19 protein-coding genes and 1 pseudogene are annotated in these 25,947 nt (G+C 50.8%); 9 read left to right on the top strand and 11 right to left on the bottom strand.

Going from position 1 to position 25,947, the window contains the following annotated elements:
- Nucleotides 1–179 precede the first annotated feature (179 nt).
- Nucleotides 180–806 (top strand): glutathione S-transferase GstB, encoded by a 627-nt coding sequence (gene gstB, locus BEB42_RS01640; RefSeq protein WP_000631898.1) that lies wholly within the window; start codon nt 180–182, stop codon nt 804–806.
- Here the strand turns inward: gstB and yliI are convergent.
- Nucleotides 803–1,918, bottom strand: a complete 1,116-nt coding sequence (yliI, locus tag BEB42_RS01645; RefSeq protein ID WP_001189553.1) for an aldose sugar dehydrogenase YliI — start codon at nt 1,916–1,918, stop codon at nt 803–805. The genes gstB and yliI overlap by 4 nt on opposite strands.
- Before the next feature lie 110 nt (nt 1,919–2,028).
- Nucleotides 2,029–2,412, bottom strand: coding sequence for a biofilm formation regulator BssR (gene bssR / locus BEB42_RS01650; protein ID WP_000497137.1), 384 nt, complete (start codon nt 2,410–2,412; stop codon nt 2,029–2,031).
- Between the two features lie 212 nt (nt 2,413–2,624).
- Between bssR and rimO the strand changes: the two genes are divergently transcribed.
- Nucleotides 2,625–3,950 (top strand): 30S ribosomal protein S12 methylthiotransferase RimO, encoded by a 1,326-nt coding sequence (rimO, locus tag BEB42_RS01655; protein ID WP_000049367.1) that lies wholly within the window; start codon nt 2,625–2,627, stop codon nt 3,948–3,950.
- 46 nt (nt 3,951–3,996) lie between these two features.
- On the opposite strand, the gene BEB42_RS01660 is transcribed toward rimO, so the two are convergent.
- The 7 genes from BEB42_RS01660 to iaaA form a co-directional block, all read right to left on the bottom strand.
- The gene (locus BEB42_RS01660) at nt 3,997–5,325 is read right to left on the bottom strand and encodes a GGDEF domain-containing protein (RefSeq protein ID WP_000086878.1); all 1,329 of its coding nucleotides are present in this window, start codon (nt 5,323–5,325) and stop codon (nt 3,997–3,999) included.
- A gap of 7 nt (nt 5,326–5,332) precedes the next feature.
- Complete coding sequence (locus tag BEB42_RS01665) at nt 5,333–7,681, bottom strand: sensor domain-containing phosphodiesterase (protein WP_105267122.1); 2,349 nt, start codon at nt 7,679–7,681, stop codon at nt 5,333–5,335.
- A 177-nt stretch (nt 7,682–7,858) separates the two neighbouring features.
- Nucleotides 7,859–8,770: a glutathione ABC transporter permease GsiD gene (gsiD, locus tag BEB42_RS01670; protein WP_001218007.1), complete on the bottom strand. Its 912-nt coding sequence runs from the start codon at nt 8,768–8,770 to the stop codon at nt 7,859–7,861.
- A gap of 2 nt (nt 8,771–8,772) precedes the next feature.
- Nucleotides 8,773–9,693 carry a glutathione ABC transporter permease GsiC gene (gsiC, locus tag BEB42_RS01675; protein ID WP_105267123.1) on the bottom strand — a complete coding sequence of 307 codons (921 nt, stop codon included), beginning with the start codon at nt 9,691–9,693 and terminating at the stop codon, nt 8,773–8,775.
- 17 nt (nt 9,694–9,710) lie between these two features.
- On the bottom strand, nt 9,711–11,249 hold the full coding sequence (gsiB, locus tag BEB42_RS01680; RefSeq protein WP_000090169.1) for a glutathione ABC transporter substrate-binding protein GsiB: 1,539 nt from the start codon (nt 11,247–11,249) through the stop codon (nt 9,711–9,713).
- A 19-nt stretch (nt 11,250–11,268) separates the two neighbouring features.
- Complete coding sequence (gsiA, locus tag BEB42_RS01685; RefSeq protein WP_001353331.1) at nt 11,269–13,140, bottom strand: glutathione ABC transporter ATP-binding protein GsiA; 1,872 nt, start codon at nt 13,138–13,140, stop codon at nt 11,269–11,271.
- Nucleotides 13,127–14,092, bottom strand: a complete 966-nt coding sequence (gene iaaA, locus BEB42_RS01690) for a beta-aspartyl-peptidase (RefSeq protein WP_000513791.1) — start codon at nt 14,090–14,092, stop codon at nt 13,127–13,129. The genes gsiA and iaaA overlap by 14 nt, the downstream gene beginning before the upstream one ends.
- Nucleotides 14,093–14,295: 203 nt before the next feature.
- Between iaaA and moeA the strand changes: the two genes are divergently transcribed.
- A complete protein-coding gene (gene moeA / locus BEB42_RS01695) occupies nt 14,296–15,531 on the top strand; it encodes a molybdopterin molybdotransferase MoeA (RefSeq protein ID WP_000397343.1) in 1,236 nt (411 codons plus the stop codon).
- The gene (gene moeB, locus BEB42_RS01700; protein ID WP_000829245.1) at nt 15,531–16,280 is read left to right on the top strand and encodes a molybdopterin-synthase adenylyltransferase MoeB; all 750 of its coding nucleotides are present in this window, start codon (nt 15,531–15,533) and stop codon (nt 16,278–16,280) included. The genes moeA and moeB overlap by 1 nt, the downstream gene beginning before the upstream one ends.
- 177 nt (nt 16,281–16,457) lie before the next feature.
- On the opposite strand, the gene fsa is transcribed toward moeB, so the two are convergent.
- Nucleotides 16,458–17,120: a fructose-6-phosphate aldolase gene (fsa, locus tag BEB42_RS01705; protein WP_000424892.1), complete on the bottom strand. Its 663-nt coding sequence runs from the start codon at nt 17,118–17,120 to the stop codon at nt 16,458–16,460.
- 129 nt (nt 17,121–17,249) lie between these two features.
- On the opposite strand from fsa, the gene BEB42_RS01710 reads away from it, so the two are divergent.
- The 4 genes and pseudogenes from BEB42_RS01710 to BEB42_RS01725 all read left to right on the top strand — a co-directional run bounded on the left by BEB42_RS01710 (nt 17,250) and on the right by BEB42_RS01725 (nt 22,953).
- Entirely contained in the window at nt 17,250–18,149 is a 900-nt protein-coding gene (locus BEB42_RS01710) for a glycyl-radical enzyme activating protein (RefSeq protein WP_001353332.1), read from the top strand.
- Nucleotides 18,150–18,154: 5 nt separating this feature from the next.
- A complete protein-coding gene (locus BEB42_RS01715; protein ID WP_000209384.1) occupies nt 18,155–20,587 on the top strand; it encodes a glycyl radical protein in 2,433 nt (810 codons plus the stop codon).
- Between the two features lie 139 nt (nt 20,588–20,726).
- A pseudogene (gene ybiV, locus BEB42_RS01720) lies at nt 20,727–21,542 on the top strand (sugar-phosphatase YbiV).
- Nucleotides 21,543–21,693: 151 nt separating this feature from the next.
- Entirely contained in the window at nt 21,694–22,953 is a 1,260-nt protein-coding gene (locus BEB42_RS01725) for a DUF1479 domain-containing protein (protein WP_000144776.1), read from the top strand.
- 249 nt (nt 22,954–23,202) lie between these two features.
- Here the strand turns inward: BEB42_RS01725 and BEB42_RS01735 are convergent, their stop codons facing one another.
- Complete coding sequence (locus BEB42_RS01735; RefSeq protein WP_000961458.1) at nt 23,203–24,795, bottom strand: ABC-F family ATPase; 1,593 nt, start codon at nt 24,793–24,795, stop codon at nt 23,203–23,205.
- A 218-nt stretch (nt 24,796–25,013) separates the two neighbouring features.
- Between BEB42_RS01735 and ldtB the strand changes: the two genes are divergently transcribed.
- A complete protein-coding gene (gene ldtB / locus BEB42_RS01740) occupies nt 25,014–25,934 on the top strand; it encodes a L,D-transpeptidase (RefSeq protein WP_001056376.1) in 921 nt (306 codons plus the stop codon).
- Nucleotides 25,935–25,947: the final 13 nt, after the last annotated feature.

Here is a 25,947-nt window from a genome sequence, read left to right on the forward strand (position 1 = left end):
TAACGCACACACAAACTTAAAGAAACCGTAAGTTGGTAAAGTTTTTAAAGTTTATGCAATATCCTGCCGCTTCGCTGCTTCTGCCGTCATTTTTTTGTCAGCTGTTGCTTAAAAGTTAACTTTACTTCACCATCAAAGTCCTGTTCAGCCTGTGGCTGCCTGTCGGAAAAGGGGTAAGTATGATTACGCTGTGGGGTCGGAATAATTCAACCAACGTAAAAAAAGTATTGCTGACGCTCGAAGAACTGGAACTACCTTATGAGCAAATTCTCGCGGGCCGTGAGTTTGGGGTAAACCACGATGCTGATTTTCTGGCGATGAACCCTAACGGGCTGGTGCCGTTGTTGCGTGACGACGAAAGTGATCTCATTCTTTGGGAATCAAACGCCATTGTCCGCTATCTGGCGGCACAGTATGGGCAAAACCGCCTGTGGATCGACTCACCGGCACGCCGTGCAGAAGCGGAAAAATGGATGGACTGGGCAAACCAGACGCTCAGCAATGCCCATCGCGGGATCCTGATGGGATTGGTCAGAACCCCCCCCGAAGAGCGCGATCAGGCCGCCATTGATGCCAGTCGCAAAGAGTGCGACGCCCTGTTTGCCCTGCTCGATGCTGAGCTGGCAAAAGTAAAATGGTTCTCTGGCGACGAGTTTGGTGTGGGCGATATCGCTATCGCACCGTTCATCTACAATTTGTTTAATGTTGGCCTGACCTGGACACCGCGTCCAAATCTGCAACGCTGGTATCAGCAACTCACCGAACGCCCCGCAGTGCGCAAAGTGGTGATGATCCCCGTTAGCTAATTGCGTGGGCTAACTTTAAGTAATTCCCCACTGGACTCGTCGGTGAGAACGTATAAATAACCGTCGGGTCCAGTACGAACATCACGAATTCGCTGCCCTCTGTCCGTTAAAATACGGCCATCTTCTGTCACTTTGTCGCCGTTGACGCTCATCACAATGACATCTTTATCTTTCAGCGCGCCAATAAATAATTTTTGCTGCCACTGGGGGAATTTATCGCTGTTATAGAAGGCCATGCCGCTCACGGCGGGCGAATCTTTCCAGTAAAAAACAGGTTGCTCGGTCCCGGCGACGATCTCCCCTTTCGCTTCCGGTATTTTAAAGCCTGAATAATTGATTCCCCAGGTTGCCAGCGGCCAGCCGTAGTTTTTGCCTTTTTGCGGGATATTAATTTCATCACCACCGCGGGGGCCATGTTCATTTAGCCACAGTGCATTACTCCACGGATTCATCGCCATTCCTTGCGGGTTACGAATACCATAAGACCAGATCTCGGCGCGTGCATCGGATCTCCTGGCAAAAGGATTATCATCCGGGATCTCGCCCTGGTCAGTAAGACGCACCAGTTTGCCCTGTAATTTATCCAGATCCTGCGCCGTCGGGCGCTGATTGTTTTCGCCCAGAGCAATAAAAAGATAACCTTTACCGTCGAATACCAGCCGCCCACCAAAATGGTTGCCGGTAGACAGTTTTGGCATCTGGCGAAAAATAGTGCGGAAGTCGGTCACTTTTGAGAGATCATCACTTAAACGACCATACCCCACGGCAGTTCCGGCTTTGCCATCATCGCCAACTTCGGAATAGCTTAACCAGATGCGGCGCGACTGGGCAAAATCAGGTGCTAAAGCCACATCCATTAAGCCGCCCTGCCCGTGCGCCCAAACTTCCGGCACTCCGGAAAGCGGCGCAGATAATCCTTTTCCTGCTTGCCAGCGACGCAACTCACCGCCGCGCAGAGTGATTAACATACCGTGATTATCGGGTAAAAAGGCCAGCGCCCAGGGGTGATCAAGTTTGTCTTGCAGTACTTCGACATTTACCGTTGCAGGAGCTGCCCAGAGAGCAGAAGAAAGACAGATAAGGGGCACAAGGAAAAAGGATTGTCTCTGCATAACGCCTCCAGATTGACTCTGGCTTAAAGCGTAGTCAGTGGAGGAGATAACAAATTCATTTTTACAAAAACTTAAACATGAAGGGGGAGACGCTTTCTCCCCCTTAGTTTTCAGGCCTTCTCAAGCATGGCGTGCTTCTGCAGGCTCTGGATACTCAGCGTTAAGCTCATCAGACAATTTTCAAGCTTATCGGCGTTGACGGTAATAACAGTCGGGCAATCATGGTGCCCACTCATCAAACATACTGCGGCTGTCGCTAATGCTTCTTCAGCATGATGAAGAGCACTCCACTCTTCCTGATCCAGATGAAGATTCAACCGCAGCGATTTATCGTGCAGTTCGCGATTCAGTTTAAAAAAGTTATCTCGTAGATGATTGCTTTCGCTGACGGACATGTATCCTTTTGCCTTCCTCAGTTGCACGTATGCAGCGAGGTCAACGCGTGCGTCGATCAACCGGTTCAGCAGATCGATTCGCTGTCTGTCAACGAACATACTTCGATCCTCCTCTTTCCAGCCTTGTTGCAATTAAATAGTATGGCTATTTTTTGAGCAAAATGCTGTCCAGGATCAATTCTTCACGCCGAATTAACAAAATTTACATTTCCTTCGCCTCCGCCAGCGAATGAGATTGCGATACAAATTTTATCCAGAACTCTGTAGAATCCCTGCCCTGACCTTTCCTGTAACTGAATATTTTTTAAGCTATGAGCAAAGTAACTCCCCAGCCGAAAATCGGCTTTGTTTCCCTTGGCTGTCCGAAAAACCTTGTCGATTCAGAGCGTATTCTCACCGAACTACGCACCGAAGGTTATGACGTGGTACCGAGCTATGACGATGCGGACATGGTGATCGTCAATACCTGCGGCTTTATTGACAGCGCGGTACAAGAATCACTGGAAGCCATTGGCGAAGCGTTGAATGAAAACGGCAAGGTAATTGTGACCGGTTGCCTGGGGGCGAAAGAAGATCAGATCCGCGAAGTCCACCCGAAAGTGCTGGAAATCACCGGGCCTCATAGCTATGAGCAGGTTCTTGAGCACGTTCATCACTACGTACCAAAACCGAAACACAACCCATTCCTGAGCCTGGTGCCAGAACAAGGTGTGAAACTGACGCCGCGTCATTATGCCTATCTGAAAATTTCTGAAGGCTGTAACCACCGCTGCACCTTCTGCATTATTCCGTCTATGCGCGGCGATCTGGTGAGCCGTCCGATTGGCGAAGTGTTAAGTGAAGCGAAACGACTGGTTGATGCGGGCGTTAAAGAGATTCTGGTGATCTCGCAGGATACTTCCGCCTATGGCGTCGATGTTAAACATCGTACTGGCTTCCACAACGGCGAGCCGGTAAAAACCAGCATGGTCAGCCTGTGTGAACAGTTATCGAAACTGGGGATCTGGACACGTCTGCACTACGTTTACCCTTATCCACACGTGGACGACGTCATCCCACTGATGGCGGAAGGCAAAATCCTGCCGTATCTGGATATCCCGTTGCAACACGCAAGCCCGCGCATTCTCAAACTGATGAAGCGTCCGGGTTCTGTAGATCGCCAACTGGCGCGCATCAAACAGTGGCGCGAAATCTGCCCGGAACTGACCCTGCGCTCAACCTTTATTGTCGGCTTCCCTGGCGAGACGGAAGAAGATTTCCAGATGCTACTCGATTTCCTGAAAGAAGCACGTCTGGATCGCGTTGGCTGCTTTAAATACAGCCCGGTTGAAGGCGCAGATGCCAATGCCCTGCCTGACCAGGTTCCGGAAGAAGTGAAAGAAGAACGCTGGAACCGTTTCATGCAGCTACAGCAGCAGATTTCCGCCGAGCGCCTGCAAGAGAAAGTGGGCCGTGAAATTCTGGTGATTATCGACGAAGTGGACGAAGAAGGCGCGATTGGTCGCAGCATGGCAGATGCACCGGAAATCGACGGCGCGGTTTATCTCAATGGTGAAACCAACGTTAAGCCGGGTGATATCCTGCGTGTGAAAGTCGAGCACGCCGATGAGTACGATTTGTGGGGTAGCCGGGTTTAATTAATTCAGGCAGGGCAACATCATTTGCCCTGCCTGCTAATAATGATTACTGCCAGCTAATCTGCGCCCTGCCGTTTTTCTTACTCTTATACAGTCGCTCATCCGCCAGCATTTTCAAACGTTCAACGGTGGTACATTCATTTGAATGCGCTACGCCGATACTGGTGCTCAAGTTAATACTCCCCACCTGGAAATGGACGATTTCTTTTAGAATCGATAGCAACTCCTCCAGCGTTCCGCCAGTATAAATCACCGCAAATTCGTCACCGCCGAAGCGGTAGACTTTACCTTTATCTACCGGGATTTGTGATTTAAGGATTTTCACCACTTTCATCAACACTTCATCGCCCAGCAAATGACCGAAGGTGTCGTTAATGTTTTTGAATTTATCGACATCAAAAAGACACAGATAGCCCCCTTTTTCCGGCAGGGCTTTTAAATCTTCATCAAAGGATTTTCTGCCCATTGCTTTGGTCAGGTCGTCCAGAAACGCCGAGTTATACATACTGTAGAGTTTTTTGACATCGGCAGCCGAGAAGAAAAGCCCACCGTCCAGGACGCGTTCAAAATGGTTATTAATAATGGCTTCTTTCTCCACAATGCCACGATTAATCACTCTGCGCACCAGATAAAGGCAGCTAGCACCCGATATCACTGCCACCAATGCAGCAAAGAAAATAATCAACATACATACCTGAAAATAAACGTCTTTTTTATACGAAAATACGTACAATCCGGTCGGCAAATAGGCGAAGTGCTCCATTGCTTCCGAAACGGTGAAGATGGCGTTTTTAGCATTATATTCATCACCGGTCACCGGTTTACCGTTCTTAAACAGAGAGAACATCAGGTTCTCGCTATCCATCGCCAGCGATTTTGACAGTAAAGAAAAACGCTCCAGACCAAGCAAAAATATCAGACTGCGATTGTGAGTTACCGGATAGAGGTAATAGACGAAGGTTTTACCGTCAAAAGAGATAAACCCTGTATTTTTGACATGTCGATACTTAACAACCTGCATAATATCTGCACAATAATTTTTCTCGAACTCCTTTACCTGAATACATTCGTCACTGGAAATCAGATAAGGACCGACATCGTACAAATAAGAGGGTGAAACCGAGTCGGCGTAAGCTGTGCGCAAGCCAACCAACAGCTGTTCCTCCGTGGGATTTAGCGTGTTGATGAGATCAATTGCCACGCTACGCCGATATTCAGCAATATTTGCCACCGCAAAAGCAGTATCAATAACGGACTGTTTCAGGCCATACACCCGTTCCTTTACCATTTGAGTGTAGATCCCGCAGGCAACTGCTGAAATCATGATAAAAATCAGCAGACTGACTGTAAGTACGAACTTATTGATTCTGGACATACGTAAACTACTCTTTTACTAATTTTCCACTTTTATCCCAGGCGGAGAACGGCATGGGTTTCTGGTACAGATACCCCTGAGCCTGAACACATCCTAATTTGATTAATTCGCGCGCAACGTCTTCGCTCTCTACGCCTTCCGCAATCACCGGGATCCGGTTATAGCGTGCCAGATCGAAAATAATGCGCACAATTTTCCCCGCAGTACCGAAAATATCGCCGGTAAATTGCGAGTCCACTTTTATACTGTCTGGATTAATTTCATAAAAACGTTTCAGGTTTGACAAACCGGTGCCAAAGTCATCAATCGATATCCGTACCCCTTGTTTACGCAGTTGTTCAATATTGAGATAAAAATGTTCATTAATTCGCTCGATCACAGTTTCAGTGATCTCAACACAGAGGCTGTTCGCCTTCAGGCCATTTTCTTTCATGATGGTGGTAAAACGCTCATGAAAGTGTGGTTCGTTTAACTGCCAGGGCGAAACATTAATATGCAGTAAGAAACCGTCCTTCAGCGACGCACGCTGACTAAAATGTCTGAATTCACCCATCGCGGTTTTAATAATTTGATAACCCAGCTCATTGATAAACCCGATATCTTCAGCAATGGTAATGAACTTCAGCGGTGAAATGATCCCCCGCTCCGCAGACACCCAACGGCACAACGCCTCCGCGCCCAGAATGGCGCGGGTGTTAATATCAACAATCGGTTGATAGACCAGGAATAGTTCGCCAATTTCCATGGCATGGCGAATATTACGCGCAATCCAGATATTCTCTTCTATTTCGTTGAGTTTCGCGTCATCACAGAAAATAAACTCTGAGAACATATGGTCACGGATACTGGAAATCGCCAGTTTCAGTTTTTCTGCGTAACTCCAGGCGTTTTCTCCCTTCAACGGTTCACAAATGGCAGACTTATGGATGCGCAGATTGCGGTAGCCAAAGCTGCTGTCAAAATCGTTTATCATCGCTATTTTACGGGTAAATGTCTGTACATTTTCCCGGCACAGAAGTAAATAGAGATCGGCATTGAATGTCACGATATCGCAGCATTGCGCATATTTCTCGGCAATTCGCTGACACAATTTCCTGACGATTTTATTGCGTTCATCAACACCAAACACCGCTTCCACGGCTTCCAGACCACACAGTTTGATGATCCCCACAGCCAGATACTGATTATTGTTTGACTCAATAATCGCCATATTTTTAATAAAACCGCTTTCCTGATCGTAAGAGATCAGTGAGAGCAATTTATTTGACCGTTCAATTTCGGCATCTTTCATTTCCGCGATCGAATTTTTGATGCTGATAATCTCTTTCGCATCGCCTTCGCGAATTTTCAGAGCCTCGATTTGATCCGTTGAGTCGGGCAAAAATGCCAGCGTATTAACCAGCTCGGTCATTTCAGAAAATTGCCGACGGAACACACGAGTGGTCATTAAATAAACCACCAGCAATACGATAATAATGAAAGCAAACGGCAGATAAAAAAGTTTATCTGATGCGTTCAATAAATTACCGCCAGGATAATAAAAATAGATTTCGAATAATGCGTTGTTTGGCACCGCTGATGTTTTTTCGATATATTCAGTATCGACAGAATCAATAATATTATAATTGCCTTCGCTATTATAAATAATCAGTTTTTCACGAGCGAGTTGATTCTTGGCAATGATCTCATGGCCTTGTTTCAAAAATAGAACTTCATCATTAGCGCTGATTTGATCAAGATACTCGTTCAGATATCGCCAGTTTAAATCGACATGAATTTTATCCACCACTAACAAATCGTGATCTTTGCCGTTGATGCGTAGCGTAAAAGAGATACATTTTTTACCCGGACGATCAAAGCAATTGTATGCCGGATTCCAGCTGTTGTTAGAGTCATCTGAAGCCACAGACCACGGTCGTTTCGATGGGTTAAAATCGGCAAAAATAACCCGCCCTGACTCGTCGACAAGCGGTCCATTTACTTGTTCCTGATGATAAACAGCGATTTTATCATTTGCCCTCCGCGAAAAGAGATAATATTTATTATCATCAAGTACCAGTCCCACCGAGTCTAAAAATGGCATCATTTCCATTTTAAGGATCACAGCGCGTTGAATCTCCTCTGTATTTTTTAATAAATACAGTGAGTCCTTTAATGTCAGGGCCGAACGTTCAATATCTTTAAAGAAATAGCCAACGTTTTTCTGAATAAGTTCAAAGCGGCTATCGGCACGTTTTACCGCGCGTTCCGATACCAGTTGATAGTTAATGATGAAAAAAAGACCAATAAATGACAGCGCTGCCAATAAAAATAAAATTATCAACCTTATTTTTATCTTTTCGTATAAACTCAGCATGTTAATACATTTAACAAAATAACTATCTGAACGCCGTGCCGCTGCAAAAACAGTCCCTTGCTGCGGCTTTTTAACCAAATTACCCGATTCTACAAAATCAGCAGAAAGTTACAACACTTGCTTAGGGCAATAATTTCCTGTGAGGTGATTACCCTTTCAAGCAATATTCAAACGTAACTATCCTTTAATTTTCGGATCCAGCGCATCGCGTAAACCATCACCCAACAAATTGAACGCCAGTACGGTCAGAAAAATAGCCAGGGCCGGAAAAACAGCGACATGCGGCGCGATAACCATATCCGCTCGTGCCTCATTGAGCATTGCTCCCCACTCTGGTGTCGGCGGCTGCGCACCGAGGCCGAGAAATGACAGGCTGGCGGCAGAGATAATCGAGGTGCCGATGCGCATGGTGAAAAACACCACGATAGAAGAGACGGTCCCAGGCAGAATATGACGCAATAAAATGGTCATATCGCTGGCACCAATACTGCGTGCTGACTCAATAAAGGTTTGCTGTTTCAACACCAGCGTATTGCCGCGCACCAGTCGGGCAAACGCGGGGATGGAAAAAATGGCAACGGCGATAATCACGTTAGCGATGCCGCTTCCCAACACCGCAACAACAGCGATGGCCAGCAAAATACCCGGGAAGGCAAACAGCACATCGCAAATGCGCATGATCAGCCGATCCCACCAGCCTTCATAATATCCCGCCAGCAAGCCCAGCAACGTCCCGATCGCCGCACCGATAAACACGGCAAACACGCCCGCCGCCAGCGAGATTTGCGCACCAACCAGGACACGGCTGAAAATGTCGCGTCCCAGTGAATCGACGCCAAACCAGTGCTGCAAAGAAGGTCCGTTATTCAGATTGTCATAATCGAAAAAATTTTCGGCGTCATAGGGGGCGATCCAGCGTGCAAAAATGGCCACCACAATCAATAAAATGACGAATAATGCGGCGGCCATCGCCATATGCTGATGGCGAAATCGTCGCCAGAATTCATGCCACGGTGTGCGTACCTGGTCAGGTTTAACCAATGGCATGGCGTTTAACACCGCCTGACGTCGCCAGTTAAATATTCGCATCCTTACTTGTACCTGATAGCCGGGTTAATGGCGGCATAAAGCACATCCACCACTAAGTTGATAAGAATAAATTCCAGCGAGAAAAGCAGAATTTCCGCCTGAATCACCGGGTAATCGCGCATTTCTACGGAGTCGACGAGTAAGCGTCCAAGTCCGGGCCAGTTGAAGACTTTCTCCACCACAATGGAACCACCGAGTAAAAAGCCAAACTGTAAGCCCATCATGGTCACTACCGGGATCATCGCATTGCGTAACCCGTGTTTGAGGATGACCCAGGTTTCGCTCACCCCTTTCGCCCTCGCGGTACGCATATAATCTTCGCTTAAAACGTCGACAAACGATGCGCGGGTAAAGCGCGCCATCACGGCTGCCACTGCCGCGCCGAGCGTCAGGGAGGGTAAAATGTAGTGCTGCCAACTGTCTGCACCTACGGTGGGTAACCAGCCAAGTTCAACTGAGAAAACCTGAATCAACAGTATTCCTAACGCAAATGCCGGGAATGAAATCCCTGATACCGCGATAGTCATACTTAATCGATCCGGCCAACGGTTACGCCAGACAGCGGCGATAATACCAGCCCCCATGCCGAACAGCACCGTCCAGGTCATACTGGTAATAGTCAACCATAGAGTAGGCATGAAGCGGCTGGCAATCTCATTGGCAACGGGACGACGCGACACCATCGACAGGCCAAAATCGCCCTGTACGGCATTGGTGATATAGTGCCAGAACTGGTGATACAGTGGCTGATCCAACCCCAGTTGCTGACGCACCAGTTCTATAACCTGCGCATCAGCTTCGGGTCCGGCAATCAATCGCGCTGGATCGCCGGGGAGCATATGAACAAACAAAAATACCAGCACCGAGACGATAAACAGCGTCGGAATCAACCCCAGTAAGCGTTTGATAACGTAATTAAGCATTCCACTCCCTGCGTTGCTTATTGCAAATCCGCGTCTTCAAAGCTGAAACCGGTGTCTGGCATGATCCAAAAACCGGTCAGGTTTTTACTGTGTGCCGACACCAGTTTTTCTACCACCAGCGGGATCCACGGCGACTCTTGCCAGATGATATCCTGCACCGCCTTATATAAACGGGTCTTTTCTGCCGGATCATTAGTTTTCAGTGCCTGAGCCAGGAAGTCATCCACCTGTTTATTGCTGTAAAACGCGGTATTAAACAGCGTCGGTGGCCAGTTCTGCGAGGCAAACAGCGGCGATAGTGCCCAGTCAGCTTCGCCGGTTGAAGCCGACCAGCCAGTGTAGAACATCCGCACGCCGCTCTCTTTTTGCCCTTTACCTTCAACTTCTGCCGCCCGCTGTCCGGCATCCATCGCAGTCACCTGGGCTTTAATCCCGACCTGCGCTAACTGCTGCTGGGTAAATTGCAGCACTTTCTGCGCGGTGCTGTGGTTATGTGACGACCACAGCGTGGTGCTGAAACCGTTGGGATATCCCGCCTCTTTCAGTAATTCGCGCGCTTTCACTGGATCGTAAGGCCACGGTTTATAACTTTGCGCGTAGGCGATACTCGGCGGTACCACACCAGTAGCTGGCGTTGCATAGCCCGCGAAGGCTACTTTCACCAGCGCCGGGCGGTTAATGGCGTAATTCAGCGCCTCACGGACCTTCGGGTTATCGAACGGCTTTTGCGTCACGTTCATACTGATATAACGCTGCATAATTGACGGACTAGCCATCAGCTCGATATTTTTGTTTTTCTCCAGTAGCGCCGCTTGTTCATAAGGGATGGGAAAAGCAAATTGCGCTTCACCGGTTTGCAGCATTGCCGCACGGGTGTTGTTATCCGCCACCGGACGCCAGGTTATGCTGTCCAGTTTGGGCAATCCTGGCTGCCAGTACCCCGCGAATTTTTTCACCTTCACAAAATCGGTCTGATTCCAGGTATCCAGTTCATACGGCCCGGTGCCAACCGGATGAAAACCAATCTCCTTGCCATATTTTTCCAGCGCTGCCGGTGAAATCATCGCGGTCGCCGGATGGGCAAGAATGTTAATAAACGCGGAGAACGGCTGTTTGAGGGTAATCTTTACCGTTGTCAGATCGAGCGCTTCCGTTTTCGCAATATTCTTATACAGGTTATAGCGTTTAAGATGATTCGCCGGATCGCTGGCCCGGTCGAGATTCGCTTTTACCGCCGCTGCGTTAAAGTCGGTGCCATCCTGGAATTTAATTCCTTCCCGCAATTTCACGGTGTAAGTGAGGCCGTCATCGGAAACGGTATAACTCTCCGCCAGCACGTTTTTCAGTTTCATCTCTTTATCGAGACCGAACAGCCCCTGGTAAAACGATTTCGCTACGGCCTGAGATAACGTGTCATTCGCGTCATATGGATCGAGCGTGGTGAAGTTCGATCCTACCGCCACCACCACATCTTTGGCAGCGAATGCACAAGATGCCATCAACGCTGTCGCAATGCCCAGCGCCACTAACCCACTACGGTGTACAGCTCTTGCCATTTTATTCTCCGCCTGAATGTTATCTACGCATGAATGCGTATTCTGATTGTGGTTGTGCGACGTAATGCCCCGGCCCGACGCATTGCAACGAGACGACTGCAACCTCTTCGCCACGCAGATGAATATTGCTGGGAAGATCGTCCGACAGCAGTACACGCTGCGGTCGTTGTCGGGACGGTTCAGCGACCGGAACTGCCGCCAGTAATTTACGCGTATAAGGATGCTGCGGATTTTCAAAGACCGCGCGCCGTGGACCAATTTCAACAATTTGCCCGAGATACATCACCGCCACACGATGACTAATCCGCTCTACAACGGCCATATCGTGGGAGATAAACAGATACGCAATGCCGAAATCACGCTGGAGATCGAGCAACAAGTTGATAATCTGCCCGCGAATAGATACATCCAGCGCCGAGACGGCTTCGTCGGCAATGATCACTTTTGGATTCAATGCCAACGCGCGAGCAATGCAGATGCGCTGTCGCTGGCCGCCGGAAAACTCATGCGGGTAACGCCACGCATGTTCAGGTAACAGACCCACGCGCTCCAGCAACCACGCAACGCGTGCAGCCGCTTCTTTACCTTGCAATAAACCGTGTACGCGCAACGGTTCGATAATCGAATCACCGATGGTCTGACGTGGGTCCAGCGAAGCGTAAGGGTCCTGAAAAATAAACTGAATATCGCGACGCAATGCCTGAAGTTTGCCGGGTGAAAGGGTATCGATTCGCTGACCGTTAAAGATAATTTCGCCGCCCTGCGATTCGACCAGGCGCAGCAACGCCCGCCCGGTAGTGGATTTACCGCTGCCAGACTCACCCACCAGCGATAGCGTTTCGCCAGGCCAGAGATCAAAACTGACTTTCTCAACGGCATGCACTTCCCGCGTTACGCGATTCAACAAACCGCTGCGCAAAGGGAAACGGGTAACCAGATTACGCACCCGTAAAACAGGTTCGCCATCCACCACCGTTTTCTGCTCGATGGGTGGCTCCTGTTTCGCTGGATGTTCAAGCGATATCAATGGGAAACGTCGTGGATAATCTAACCCTTTCATCGCACCAAGTTGCGGAACAGCAGCTAACAGCGCACGGGTATAAGGATGTTGCGGTGCATTAAAAATCTGTTCGACGCTACCCGTTTCCACCGCCTCGCCCTGATACATCACCAGTACCCGATCGGCAATCTCTGCCACCACACCCATATCGTGAGTGATAAAGATAACGCCCATCGACATCTCTTTTTGCAATACTTTGATTAATTGCAGGATCTGCGCCTGAATAGTGACATCCAGCGCGGTGGTTGGCTCATCGGCAATCAGCACCGCCGGGCGGCATGACAGTGCCATCGCAATCATCACTCGCTGGCGCATCCCGCCAGAGAGTTGATGCGGATAACGTGAAAGAATGGTTTGTGCCTCCGGAATGCGTACCTGATCCAGCATCCGCTTCGCCTCGACCATTGCTTCTTCACGACTGGCGTTTTGATGCAGACGAATTGATTCGGCAATCTGTTCACCCACGGTAAATACCGGGTTCAGCGATGTCATCGGCTCCTGAAATATCATCGCCATATCCGCACCGCGCACATGGCGCATTTGTGCAGCGCTCTGTTCGCTAAGTTCAATCACCTCACGACTGCGCCGCCGCAACAGCATTTGATCGCACTGCACTAAACCGCCCGCCTGTTCCAACAGGCGCATCAGTGCCAGCGCAGTCACTGACTTACCAGAGCCGGATTCGCCAACAATTGCCAGCGTCTCACCGCGTTGCAGGCTAAAAGAGAGATTGCGGACCGCAGCTATTTTCTGCTGCTCCTGCATAAAGGCAATATTCAGATTTTCAACCGCCAGCACATCACCGGCATCAAGTTCATCACTGTGTGGCAACGGTGTCCCCTTTTTCACGGTAGATACCGGTGGTTGGCGTATCGCCTGCGTAGCCCCAGGCGCGATACATTCCTTCGGTGTTAAACGGTAGCGCGACGTTACCTTCATGGTCGATAGCGATTAAGCCACCGCTACCGCCAAGCGCAGGGAGTTTTTCCATTACTACCCGCTCGCAGGCTTCCGCGAGACTTAATCCGCCGTAATCCATTAACGCGGCGATGTCATATGCCGCCAGCGCGCGGATGAAGACTTCGCCCGTGCCGGTACATGAAACCGCCACACTGGCGTTATTGGCGTAGCATCCGGCGCCCACTAAGGGACTATCGCCAACTCGTCCGGGTAATTTATTGGTCATTCCGCCCGTGGACGTGGCTGCCGCCAGATTGCCGTTTAAATCCAACGCCACGGCACCCACGGTGCCCATTTTCTGTTTTTCATCCAGTGGCGCACCGCTATGGTCGAGAACCGTTGCCCCTTCCTCGCGCGCTGCCAGGAGTTGTTCATAACGCAAAGGCGTGGAGAAAATCTCCGGCGAGACGCGCTCCATGCCATGAGCAAATGCAAAATTTTCTGCCCCTTCGCCAATCATCATCACATGCGGGCTTTGATCCATCACCAGGCGGGCAGCAAGAACCGGATTACGCAGATGACTCACGCCCGCCACCGCACCGGCTTTCAGGGTGTTACCATCCATCACACAGGCGTCGAGTTCATGGGTTTCATCTCGCGTAAAGACTGCGCCAATTCCGGCGTTAAACAGTGGACACTCTTCCAGTAGACGCACCGTTTCCGTCACCACATCCAGCGCACTTTCGCCCGCTTCCAGCATTTTCTGCCCGGTTTCAACAATGGCAGACAACGCCTCAATGTAGCGTAATTCCTGTTGCAGACTCATCTGCGCGCGGCTAATTGCACCTGCGCCACCATGAATTGCAATGACTGCTTTGCCCATAGTATTCGTCCATTAAGGGTGGCTCGCCACTTTTGCTATAAATATCAGAATTTTTATGAATTACTCATTCAATTTTTGAATATAGAAAGATGGATATGGCATGTAAAGGCAGGAGCCAGCGCTACGCCCGAGGTGGCATACAGTCTGTGGCGTTTTTCTGACATAATAGGCAAATTCGATTTTGCCTCCGCAGGAGTGTTTTCATGGAATTTACCACCGGATTGATGTCGCTCGACACCGCGCTTAATGAGATGCTTTCTCGCGTTACCCCACTGACCGCCCAGGAAACGCTGCCACTGGTACAGTGTTTTGGTCGTATTCTGGCGAGCGATGTCGTTTCGCCACTGGATGTCCCGGGGTTTGATAACTCCGCTATGGACGGCTACGCGGTGCGTTTAGCCGATATCGCCTCCGGGCAACCGCTGCCCGTTGCCGGTAAATCCTTTGCCGGTCAGCCGTACCATGGTGAATGGCCTGCGGGTACCTGCATTCGTATTATGACCGGTGCGCCGGTGCCGGAAGGCTGCGAAGCGGTGGTGATGCAGGAACAGACCGAACAGACTGACGCTGGCGTGCGTTTTACTGCTGAAGTGCGTAGCGGGCAAAATATTCGCCGTCGCGGTGAAGATATCTCTGCGGGTGCGGTTGTTTTCCCAGCGGGAACACGCCTGACTACCGCAGAGCTGCCAGTAATTGCTTCACTGGGGATTGCCGAAGTTCCGGTGATTCGTAAAGTGCGTGTAGCGCTGTTTTCTACCGGTGATGAACTCCAGTTGCCAGGCCAGCCGCTGGGCGACGGCCAAATCTACGATACCAACCGTCTCGCCGTACACCTGATGTTAGAACAGCTGGGATGCGAGGTAATCAACTTAGGGATTATCCGCGACGATCCCCATGCCCTGCGCGCCGCTTTTATTGAAGCCGATAGCCAGGCAGATGTGGTGATCAGTTCCGGCGGTGTTTCAGTGGGTGAAGCGGATTACACCAAAACCATTCTTGAAGAGCTGGGGGAGATCGCCTTCTGGAAGCTGGCGATTAAACCGGGTAAACCGTTCGCGTTCGGTAAACTCAGCAATAGCTGGTTCTGCGGCCTGCCGGGCAACCCGGTTTCAGCAACGCTGACCTTCTATCAACTGGTACAGCCTTTGCTGGCAAAACTAAGCGGCAATACCGCCAGCGGCCTGCCCGCGCGCCAGCGTGTGCGCACGGCATCGCCTCTGAAGAAATCGCCAGGACGCCTTGATTTCCAGCGCGGCGTGCTGCAACGCAACGCCGATGGCGAACTGGAAGTGACGACCACCGGACATCAGGGTTCACATATATTTAGCTCCTTTAGCCTCGGCAACTGCTTTATCGTACTGGAGCGCGAGCGCGGCAATGTGGAAGTGGGCGAATGGGTGGAAGTAGAACCATTTAACGCGTTGTTCGGAGGCCTGTAATGGCGGAACTCAGCGATCAGGAGATGCTGCGCTACAACCGGCAAATCATTCTGCGTGGTTTTGATTTTGACGGTCAGGAAGCGTTAAAAGATTCTCGCGTGCTGGTCGTCGGGCTTGGCGGTCTCGGCTGCGCAGCCTCGCAATATCTGGCAAGCGCCGGTGTCGGCAACCTGACGCTGCTCGACTTCGACACGGTTTCGCTCTCAAATCTGCAACGCCAGACACTACATAGTGATGCCACGGTCGGGCAACCGAAGGTGGAATCCGCCCGAGACGCACTGGCGCGGATCAATCCACATATCGCGATTACGCCGGTAAATGCGTTGCTTGATGACGTGGAGCTTGCTGCATTGATCGCTGAACACAATCTGGTGCTCGACTGTACGGATAACGTTGCGGTACGTAATCAATTGAACGCTGGCTGTTTTGCCGCAAAGGTGCCGCTGGTTTCCGGGGCGGCAATTCGTATGGAAGGGCAAATCACGGTCTTCACTTATCAGGACGGCGAACCGTGCTACCGCTGCCTTAGCCGTTTGTTTGGCGAGAACGCGCTAACCTGCGTAGAAGCAGGCGTGATGGCACCGTTGATCGGGGTGATTGGTTCGTTGCAGGCAATGGAAGCGATCAAACTGCTGGCAGGTTATGGCAAACCTGCCAACGGAAAAATCGTGATGTACGATGCGATGACTAGCCAGTTTCGCGAAATGAAACTGATGCGTAATCCGGGGTGTGAGGTGTGCGGGCAGTAATTGCCAGCCCCAGGCCTGATAAGTCGCGACAAGCGTCGCATCAGGCATTTGCTCCAGACGCCAGATGCGGCGTGAACGCCTTATCTGGCCTACGGTTCGGGCGCAGATTTCCAGGCGCGGCAAGCGTTGGTGCACTCCACCACTCATCAGCAATTGATGAGGATGCAGAACGTCCTGTTAAATCGACGTTCTGCCAAAAGCTCCCTGCCAGTCCTGCTCAAACTTCGCCACGGCGGCATCAACTGCCGGATAGCTAATCATCTGCTGCGCCACATCCAGTGGCAGCGTGATTGATTCACATCCTGCCAGTAAGCAATCCAGCGCCTGACGCGGGGTTTTGAAACTCGCGGCTAACACTTTCGCCTGCGGCGCATGCATTTTCAATAACTGGTGCAAATCGGTCACAGTTTGAATACCGCTACCGCCCTGAGCATCAATTCGGTTGACGTAAGGCGCAACGTACTCCGCACCTGCCAGCGCCGACAGCAGCCCTTGTGCCGCGCCATATACCGCGGTTCCCAGCGTCGGAATCCCTTCCGCTTTTAACATTTTAATGGCTGCCAGGCCCTCAGCGGTCACCGGGATTTTCACCACGATATCCGCAATGATAGAACGCAGTTGACATGCATCATTCACCATCCCTTCGGCAGTGGTAGCCATTACCTGGGCAAACAGACGCCCCTGACCGCCCATCGCTTCGTGAAGCTCCGGAAGTACCACCTCCAGCGGTTTTTTACCCGCGGCGATAATACTTGGGTTAGTGGTCACACCCGCCAGCGGAAAAATACGTGACAGCGCCTTCACCGCAACAACGTCTGAAGTATCCAGATACAGTTCCATACCATCCTCAAAATGTACTTTTTGTCTGAATGTAGACTATCACGGGAAAACTCTCTGAACAGTTGACGCACATCAATCTAACTTTCATTCGAAAGTATTTTAATGTTTGAACGAAACAGAGAGGCAACTATGATTTTCAATATTCAGCGCTACTCGACCCATGACGGCCCCGGTATCCGCACGGTCGTTTTTCTTAAAGGCTGTTCACTGGGCTGCCGCTGGTGTCAGAATCCGGAAAGCCGCGCCCGCACGCAGGATCTGCTGTATGACGCACGTCTGTGCCTGGAAGGCTGCGAGCTGTGCGCTAAGGCCGCGCCGGAAGCGATTGAGCGCGCGCTGAATGGTTTGCTTATTCATCGGGAAAAGTTAACCCCGGAGCATCTGACGGCGTTAACCGACTGCTGCCCGACACAGGCGTTAACCGTGTGTGGTGAAGTGAAAAGCGTTGAGGAGATCATGGCGACCGTTCTGCGCGACAAACCGTTTTACGATCGCAGCGGCGGCGGCTTAACGCTTTCTGGTGGTGAGCCGTTTATGCAGCCGGAAATGGCGATGGGGCTACTGCAAACCAGCCACGAAGCCGGTATTCATACTGCGGTAGAAACCTGTCTGCATGTGCCGTGGAAATACATCGCCCCTTCTCTGCCCTATATCGATCTGTTTCTTGCCGATTTAAAACACGTTGCCGACGTGCCGTTTAAACAGTGGACCGACGGTAACGCCGCCAGAGTGCTGGATAACCTGAAAAAACTCGCAGCGGCGGGGAAAAAAATCATCATCCGCGTGCCGTTGATTCAGGGCTTTAATGCCGATGAAACCTCTGTGAAAGCCATTACCGATTTTGCCGCCGACGAGCTGCACGTCGGCGAAATTCATTTCCTGCCCTACCACACGCTGGGCATCAACAAATATCACTTACTTAATCTGCCCTATGACGCCCCGGAAAAACCGCTTGATGCGCCAGAACTGCTCGACTTTGCCCTGCAGTATGCCTGCCAGAAAGGGTTAACCGCGACCTTACGAGGATAACAACCATGACCACACTGAAACTGGACACGCTCAGCGACCGCATTAAAGCGCACAAAAATGCGCTGGTGAATATTGTGAAACCGCCGGTCTGTACCGAGCGCGCGCAGCACTATACCGAGATGTATCAACAACATCTCGATAAGCCGATCCCGGTACGTCGCGCTCTGGCGCTGGCCCATCACCTGGCGAATCGCACTATTTGGATCAAGCACGATGAGTTGATCATCGGCAACCAGGCAAGCGAAGTTCGCGCCGCGCCGATCTTCCCGGAATATACCGTCTCCTGGATCGAAAAAGAGATTGATGATCTGGCGGATCGTCCGGGTGCAGGTTTTGCGGTGAGCGAAGAGAACAAACGCGTTCTGCATGAAGTGTGCCCTTGGTGGCGCGGTCAGACGGTACAGGATCGCTGCTATGGCATGTTTACCGATGAGCAAAAAGGCCTGCTGGCGACCGGTATCATTAAAGCGGAAGGTAATATGACCTCCGGCGATGCGCACCTGGCGGTCAATTTCCCACTGTTGCTGGAAAAAGGGCTTGATGGTCTGCGCGAGAAAGTGGCGGAGCGCCGCATGCGTATTAACCTGACCGTGCTGGAAGATCTGCACGGCGAGCAATTCCTGAAAGCGATTGATATCGTGTTGGTGGCGGTCAGTGAACATATTGAACGTTTCGCTGCCCTGGCGCGTGAAATGGCCGCTACCGAACCCCGCGAAAGCCGTCGCGATGAACTGCTGGCGATGGCCGAAAACTGCGACCTTATCGCCCACCAGCCGCCGCAGACTTTCTGGCAGGCGCTGCAACTGTGCTACTTCATCCAGTTGATTTTGCAGATCGAATCTAACGGTCACTCAGTATCGTTTGGTCGTATGGACCAGTATCTCTACCCGTACTATCGCCGCGACGTTGAACTGAACCAGACACTGGATCGTGAACACGCCATCGAGATGCTGCATAGCTGCTGGCTGAAACTGCTGGAAGTGAACAAGATCCGCTCCGGCTCGCACTCAAAAGCCTCTGCGGGAAGTCCGCTGTATCAGAACGTCACCATTGGCGGGCAAAATCTGGTTGATGGTCAGCCGATGGACGCAGTGAATCCACTCTCTTACGCAATCCTCGAATCTTGCGGCCGCCTGCGTTCCACTCAGCCTAACCTCAGCGTGCGCTACCACGCGGGAATGAGTAACGATTTCCTCGATGCCTGCGTACAGGTGATCCGCTGCGGCTTCGGGATGCCGGCGTTCAACAACGACGAAATCGTGATCCCGGAATTTATTAAACTCGGTATTGAACCGCAGGACGCTTACGACTACGCGGCGATTGGCTGTATCGAAACCGCCGTCGGTGGCAAATGGGGCTATCGCTGCACCGGGATGAGCTTTATCAACTTCGCCCGCGTGATGCTGGCGGCGCTGGAAGGCGGTCGTGATGCCACCAGCGGCAAAGTGTTCCTGCCACAAGAAAAAGCGTTGTCAGCGGGTAACTTCAACAACTTCGATGAAGTGATGGACGCGTGGGATACGCAAATCCGTTATTACACTCGCAAATCAATCGAAATCGAATATGTCGTCGACACCATGCTGGAAGAGAACGTGCACGATATTCTCTGCTCGGCGCTGGTGGATGACTGTATTGAGCGAGCGAAAAGCATTAAACAAGGCGGCGCGAAGTATGACTGGGTTTCTGGCCTGCAGGTCGGCATTGCTAACCTCGGCAACAGCCTGGCGGCAGTGAAGAAACTGGTGTTTGAACAGGGCGCGATTGGTCAGCAACAACTGGCTGCCGCACTGGCGGATGACTTCGACGGCCTGACTCACGAGCAGCTGCGTCAGCGGCTGATTAACGGCGCGCCGAAGTACGGCAACGACGACGATACTGTCGATACGCTGCTGGCTCGCGCTTATCAGACCTATATCGACGAACTGAAACAGTACCATAACCCGCGCTACGGTCGTGGTCCGGTTGGCGGCAACTATTACGCGGGTACGTCGTCTATCTCCGCTAACGTACCGTTTGGCGCGCAAACTATGGCAACGCCGGACGGGCGTAAAGCCCACACCCCGCTGGCAGAAGGCGCAAGCCCGGCTTCCGGTACTGATCATCTTGGCCCTACTGCGGTCATTGGCTCGGTGGGTAAACTGCCTACGGCAGCGATTCTCGGCGGCGTGTTGCTCAACCAGAAACTGAATCCGGCAACGCTGGAGAACGAATCTGACAAGCAGAAACTGATGATCCTGCTACGTACCTTCTTTGAGGTGCATAAAGGCTGGCATATTCAGTACAACATCGTTTCCCGCGAAACGCTGCTGGAAGCGAAAAAACATCCGGATCAATACCGCGATCTGGTGGTACGCGTAGCGGGTTATTCCGCCTTCTTCACTGCGCTCTCTCCAGACGCACAGGACGATATCATCGCCCGTACTGAACATATGCTGTAATCTCCTTCGCCCGGTAACGGTTGTTGCCGGGCGAAAATACTCATCCCATCTATATTATTTTAATCCGAAATAAATTTGTGCTCCGCGTCACATTGTCATTACACTGTGGCGGTTTGCATTCATTGTCAGGAGCACATCTATGAGCGTAAAAGTTATCGTCACAGACATGGACGGTACTTTTCTGAGCGACGCCAAAACGTACAACAATGAGCGTTTTATGGTGCAATATCAGTAACTTAAAAAGCGTGGCATTGAGTTTGTTGTCGCCAGCGGTAATCAGTATTACCAGCTTATTTCGTTCTTTCCTGAGCTAAAGGATGAGATCTCTTTTGTCGCAGAAAACGGCGCATTGGTTTACGAACATGGCAAGCAGTTGTTCCACGGCGAATTAACCCGACATGAATCGCGGATTGTTATTGGCGAATTGCTAAAAGATAAGCAACTCAATTTTGTCGCCTGCGGTCTGCAAAGTGCATATGTCAGCGAAAATGCCCCCAAAGCATTCGTCGCACTGATGGCAAAACACTACCATCGCCTGAAACCTGTAAAAGATTATCAGGAGATTGACGATGTGCTGTTTAAATTTTCGCTCAACCTGCCAGATGAGCAGATCCCCTTGGTCGTCGACAAACTGCACGTTGCGCTCGACGGCATTATGAAGCCGGTTACCAGTGGTTTTGGCTTTATCGACCTGATTATTCCTGGCCTGCATAAAGCGAATGGTATTTCGCGGTTACTGAAACGCTGGGATCTGTCACCGCAAAATGTGGTAGCGATTGGCGACAGCGGTAACGATGCGGAGATGCTGAAAATGGCGCGTTATTCCTTTGCGATGGGCAATGCTGCGGAAAACATTAAACAAATCTCCCGTTACGCTACCGATGATAATAATCATGAAGGCGCGCTGAATGTGATTCAGGCGGTGCTGGATAACACCGCTCCTTTCAATAAGTAACCTTTTCCCGGCCGGAGCAATCGTTCCGGCATCTCTCTTTTTTGCTCACTTTGTGCACTTACTCAAGATTTTCATCTTGCGTTAACTTATTTTTAACTTAAAGTATCAATCATAACTATTTTTACTTTCGAACGAAAGTTGTGAGGTTGATATGACTTTTACCTATGAGACACTGCCAACAGATGCGAAAACGGCTATCCGTAAGATGAAAGCGGAGCTGCGACAACAGATCGGCGATTTACAACAGGTCTTCGATAAACTCTCTGCAAAAATCGAAGCACGTGTAGCAGAAATAGACGCCCTCAAAGGGCAAGGATTACCGGTTTGGCCGGAAGTCCCATATAGCGACGTTGCAGCAGGTACAGTGAGTGAAACCACGCGCAATGAAATTAAACGTCGCGGCTGTGCAGTAATTAAAGGCCATTTCCCCCGCGAACAGGCACTGGCATGGGATCGCGCAATGCTTGACTATCTTGATGCCAATCATTTTGATGATGTTTATAAAGGTCCCGGCGACAGCTTCTTTGGATCGCTGGAGGCATCTCGTCCTGAAATCTACCCTATTTACTGGTCGCAGGCACAAATGCAGGCGCGACAAAGTGACAATATGGCGGCGGTGCAATCTTTCCTTAACCGCCTGTGGAAGTCTGAAAGCAACGGCAGGCAGTGGTTTGATCCCGATATTAGCGTGATCTATCCGGACAGGATCCGCCGCCGCCCACCAGGCACGACGTCTAAAGGTCTGGGTGCACACACTGATTCTGGGGCGCTGGAACGTTGGTTATTACCCGCTTATCAGCGTGTTTTTGCCCATGTTTTCAACGGTAATGTCGACGATTACGATCCGTGGGATGCTGCATACCGTACTGATGTTGAAGAGTACACGGTGGATAACACCACAAAATGTTCGGTGTTCCGCACTTTTCAAGGCTGGACGGCGCTTTCCGATATGTTACCAGGACAGGGATTATTGCATGTGGTGCCAATCCCGGAAGCGATGGCGTATGTTTTATTGCGCCCACTGCTGGATGACGTACCGGACGATGAGTTGTGTGGGGTCGCTCCTGGCAAAGTTCTGCCCATTTCAGAGAAATGGCATCCACTACTGATTAAAGCACTCACTTCCATTCCAGCTATTACAGCGGGGGATTCCGTCTGGTGGCACTGCGACGTGATCCACTCCGTCGCACCGGTAAATAATCAACAAGGCTGGGGGAACGTGATGTATATCCCTGCCGCGCCGATGTGTGAGAAAAACCGGGCTTATGCGCATAACGTCAGGAAAGCACTGGAAAAAGGGGCATCACCGGGCGATTTCCCTCGAGAAGATTATGAAGCAAACTGGGATGGCCGATTTACGCTGGATGATCTGAACATTCACGGTAAGCGCGCGCTGGGCATGGATGTTTGAGAGGTGATGGATTAGTAGAAGTGAATTGATGTGAGGTTAAGAAAGCAGGTTCGGTGTTGCTCTGATTGCTGACAAAGTGCGCTTTGTTCATGACGGATGCGGCGTTAACGCCTTATCCGGTCTACAAAGTCCTGAAAATTCAATATATTGTGGTACACTGTCAGGCCTGATAAGCGTAGCGCATCAGGCAATTTTGCATTTGTCATCAGTTTCAGTAGCCCTGACCCTATCAGGGCTACTGATAATAACTTACTCGATCCCTTTACTACGCAGGTAATCTTCGTAATTACCGCTAAAGTCGATCACGCGTTCCGGGGTGATTTCCAGAATGCGAGTCGCCAGCGAGCTTACAAACTCACGGTCGTGAGAAACAAAGATCAGCGTACCCTGATACAGTTCCAGCGCCATGTTCAGCGACTCAATGGATTCCATATCCAGGTGGTTGGTCGGTTCGTCCATGATCAGAATATTCGGCTTCTGCATCATTAACTTACCAAACAGCATCCGCCCTTTTTCTCCACCGGAAAGCACTTTCGCTGGCTTTTTGATGTCGTCCTGGCTGAACAGCAAACGACCGAGAATGCTGCGTACCGCCTGCTCGTCATCGCCTTCCTGCTTCCACTGACTCATCCATTCGAATACGGTCAGATCATTTTCGAACTCATATTCGTGGTCCTGAGCATAGTAACCAATGCGCGCGTTTTCAGACCATTTTACGGTGCCGCTGTCCGGTTGCAGATCGCCCACCAGCGTTTTCAGCAGCGTTGATTTACCGACGCCGTTGGTACCCAGTACCGCCAGTTTTTCACCCACTTCCAGCAGCAGGTTGAGATTTTTAAACAGGGGACCGTTATCAAACCCCTTGGTCAGACCTTCCACTTCCAGCGCGTTACGGAACAGTTTCTTATCCTGTTCAAAACGGATGAACGGGTTCTGACGGCTGGAGGCTTTCACCTCTTCAAGTTTGATTTTATCAATCTGGCGTGCGCGCGAAGTTGCCTGGCGAGATTTCGAGGCGTTGGCGCTAAAGCGGCTAACGAAAGATTGCAGCTCGGCAATCTGCGCTTTCTTCTTGGCATTATCAGCCAGCAGACGTTCACGCGCCTGAGTCGCCGCCGTCATGTACTCATCGTAGTTGCCCGGATAAACGCGCAGTTCACCGTAATCCAGATCCGCCATGTGGGTACAAACCATGTTAAGGAAGTGACGGTCGTGCGAGATGATGATCATGGTGCTGTCACGCTCGTTCAGCACCTGTTCCAGCCAACGAATGGTGTCGATGTCGAGGTTGTTGGTCGGTTCGTCGAGCAGGAGAATGTCCGGATCAGCAAACAGCGCCTGCGCCAGCAGCACACGCAGCTTCCAGCCAGGAGCAACTTCACTCATCGGGCCGTAGTGCTGTTCCACTGGAATTCCCACGCCAAGCAACAGTTCACCGGCGCGAGCTTCCGCAGAGTAACCGTCCATTTCGCCGTATTTCACTTCCAGATCGGCCACTTTATAGCCGTCTTCTTCACTCATTTCCGGCAAAGCATAGATACGGTCGCGCTCCTGCTTCACTTCCCACAACTCTTTATGCCCCATGATCACCGTATCCAGCACGGTGAACTCTTCAAAGGCAAACTGATCCTGACGCAATTTACCAATGCGCTCGTTGGGATCGAGGGAAACGTTACCCAGCGTCGGCTCTAAGTCGCCGCCGAGGATCTTCATAAAGGTGGATTTACCACTACCGTTCGCGCCAATCAGGCCGTAACGGTTGCCGCCGCCAAATTTGACGGAAATGTTTTCAAACAACGGCTTACTGCCGAACTGCATGGTGACGTTACTGGAAACTAACACAGGCGTATCCTGAAAAGAGATATGACAAACCGCGTATTATGCCATAAGTCTGAAAGAAGATCCCGTCCCCCGCTTAAGGTCTACACTCTTCCCAAAGGCAAAAAATGTGATTTCGTACACATCTGATTTCACTGTGAGCTGGAATGAACTTATAATGCGCTTCCAATACTCTAATATTCTCAACCCAATGGCCTGCCAGGCACAAAATCTCGCTTAACATGAATATGAAATTGAAAACATTATTCGCAGCGGCCTTCGCTGTTGTCGGCTTTTGCAGTACCGCCTCTGCGGTAACTTATCCTCTGCCAACCGACGGGAGTCGCCTGGTTGGTCAGAATCAGGTGATCACCATTCCTGAAGGTAACACTCAGCCGCTGGAGTATTTTGCCGCCGAGTACCAGATGGGTCTTTCCAACATGATGGAAGCTAACCCGGGTGTGGATACCTTCCTGCCGAAAGGCGGTACTGTACTGAACATTCCGCAGCAGCTGATCCTGCCGGATACCGTTCATGAAGGCATTGTCATTAACAGCGCAGAGATGCGTCTCTATTACTATCCGAAAGGCAGCAACACCGTTATCGTGCTGCCCATCGGCATTGGTCAGTTAGGCAAAGACACGCCTATCAACTGGACCACCAAAGTTGAGCGTAAAAAAGCAGGCCCTACCTGGACGCCGACCGCCAAAATGCACGCAGAGTACCGCGCTGCGGGCGAACCGCTTCCGGCTGTCGTTCCGGCAGGTCCGGATAACCCGATGGGGCTGTATGCACTCTACATCGGTCGCCTGTACGCTATCCATGGCACCAACGCCAACTTCGGTATCGGCCTGCGTGTAAGTCATGGTTGTGTGCGTCTGCGTAACGAAGACATCAAATTCCTGTTCGAGAAAGTGCCGGTCGGTACTCGCGTACAGTTCATTGATGAGCCGGTAAAAGCGACCACCGAGCCTGACGGCAGCCGTTATATTGAAGTCCATAACCCGCTGTCTACCACCGAAGCCCAGTTTGAAGGTCAGGAAATTGTGCCAATTACCCTGACCAAGAGCGTGCAGACAGTAACTGGTCAGCCTGATGTGGATCAGGTCGTGCTGGATGAAGCTATCAAAAATCGTTCCGGGATGCCGGTTCGTCTGAATTAATCTTCAAAACTTA

Origin of the sequence: Escherichia sp. MOD1-EC5990 (assembly GCF_002965285.1) — a bacterium.
Lineage (GTDB): Bacteria > Pseudomonadota > Gammaproteobacteria > Enterobacterales > Enterobacteriaceae > Escherichia > Escherichia coli_F.

What these genes read in the sequence shown, in the direction of transcription:
- rimO (WP_000049367.1), top strand. Translation starts at nt 2,625, where the DNA reads ATGAGCAAAGTAACTCCCCAGCCGAAAATCGGCTTTGTTTCCCTTGGC.
- BEB42_RS01665 (WP_105267122.1), bottom strand. Translation starts at nt 7,681, where the DNA reads ATGCTGAGTTTATACGAAAAGATAAAAATAAGGTTGATAATTTTATTT.
- gsiD (WP_001218007.1), bottom strand. Translation starts at nt 8,770, where the DNA reads ATGCGAATATTTAACTGGCGACGTCAGGCGGTGTTAAACGCCATGCCA.
- BEB42_RS01710 (WP_001353332.1), top strand. Translation starts at nt 17,250, where the DNA reads ATGATTTTCAATATTCAGCGCTACTCGACCCATGACGGCCCCGGTATC.
- BEB42_RS01660 (WP_000086878.1), bottom strand. Translation starts at nt 5,325, where the DNA reads ATGTCCAGAATCAATAAGTTCGTACTTACAGTCAGTCTGCTGATTTTT.
- yliI (WP_001189553.1), bottom strand. Translation starts at nt 1,918, where the DNA reads ATGCAGAGACAATCCTTTTTCCTTGTGCCCCTTATCTGTCTTTCTTCT.
- gsiC (WP_105267123.1), bottom strand. Translation starts at nt 9,693, where the DNA reads ATGCTTAATTACGTTATCAAACGCTTACTGGGGTTGATTCCGACGCTG.
- bssR (WP_000497137.1), bottom strand. Translation starts at nt 2,412, where the DNA reads ATGTTCGTTGACAGACAGCGAATCGATCTGCTGAACCGGTTGATCGAC.
- ldtB (WP_001056376.1), top strand. Translation starts at nt 25,014, where the DNA reads ATGAATATGAAATTGAAAACATTATTCGCAGCGGCCTTCGCTGTTGTC.
- BEB42_RS01715 (WP_000209384.1), top strand. Translation starts at nt 18,155, where the DNA reads ATGACCACACTGAAACTGGACACGCTCAGCGACCGCATTAAAGCGCAC.
- gsiB (WP_000090169.1), bottom strand. Translation starts at nt 11,249, where the DNA reads ATGGCAAGAGCTGTACACCGTAGTGGGTTAGTGGCGCTGGGCATTGCG.
- iaaA (WP_000513791.1), bottom strand. Translation starts at nt 14,092, where the DNA reads ATGGGCAAAGCAGTCATTGCAATTCATGGTGGCGCAGGTGCAATTAGC.
- fsa (WP_000424892.1), bottom strand. Translation starts at nt 17,120, where the DNA reads ATGGAACTGTATCTGGATACTTCAGACGTTGTTGCGGTGAAGGCGCTG.
- gstB (WP_000631898.1), top strand. Translation starts at nt 180, where the DNA reads ATGATTACGCTGTGGGGTCGGAATAATTCAACCAACGTAAAAAAAGTA.
- BEB42_RS01725 (WP_000144776.1), top strand. Translation starts at nt 21,694, where the DNA reads ATGACTTTTACCTATGAGACACTGCCAACAGATGCGAAAACGGCTATC.
- moeA (WP_000397343.1), top strand. Translation starts at nt 14,296, where the DNA reads ATGGAATTTACCACCGGATTGATGTCGCTCGACACCGCGCTTAATGAG.
- moeB (WP_000829245.1), top strand. Translation starts at nt 15,531, where the DNA reads ATGGCGGAACTCAGCGATCAGGAGATGCTGCGCTACAACCGGCAAATC.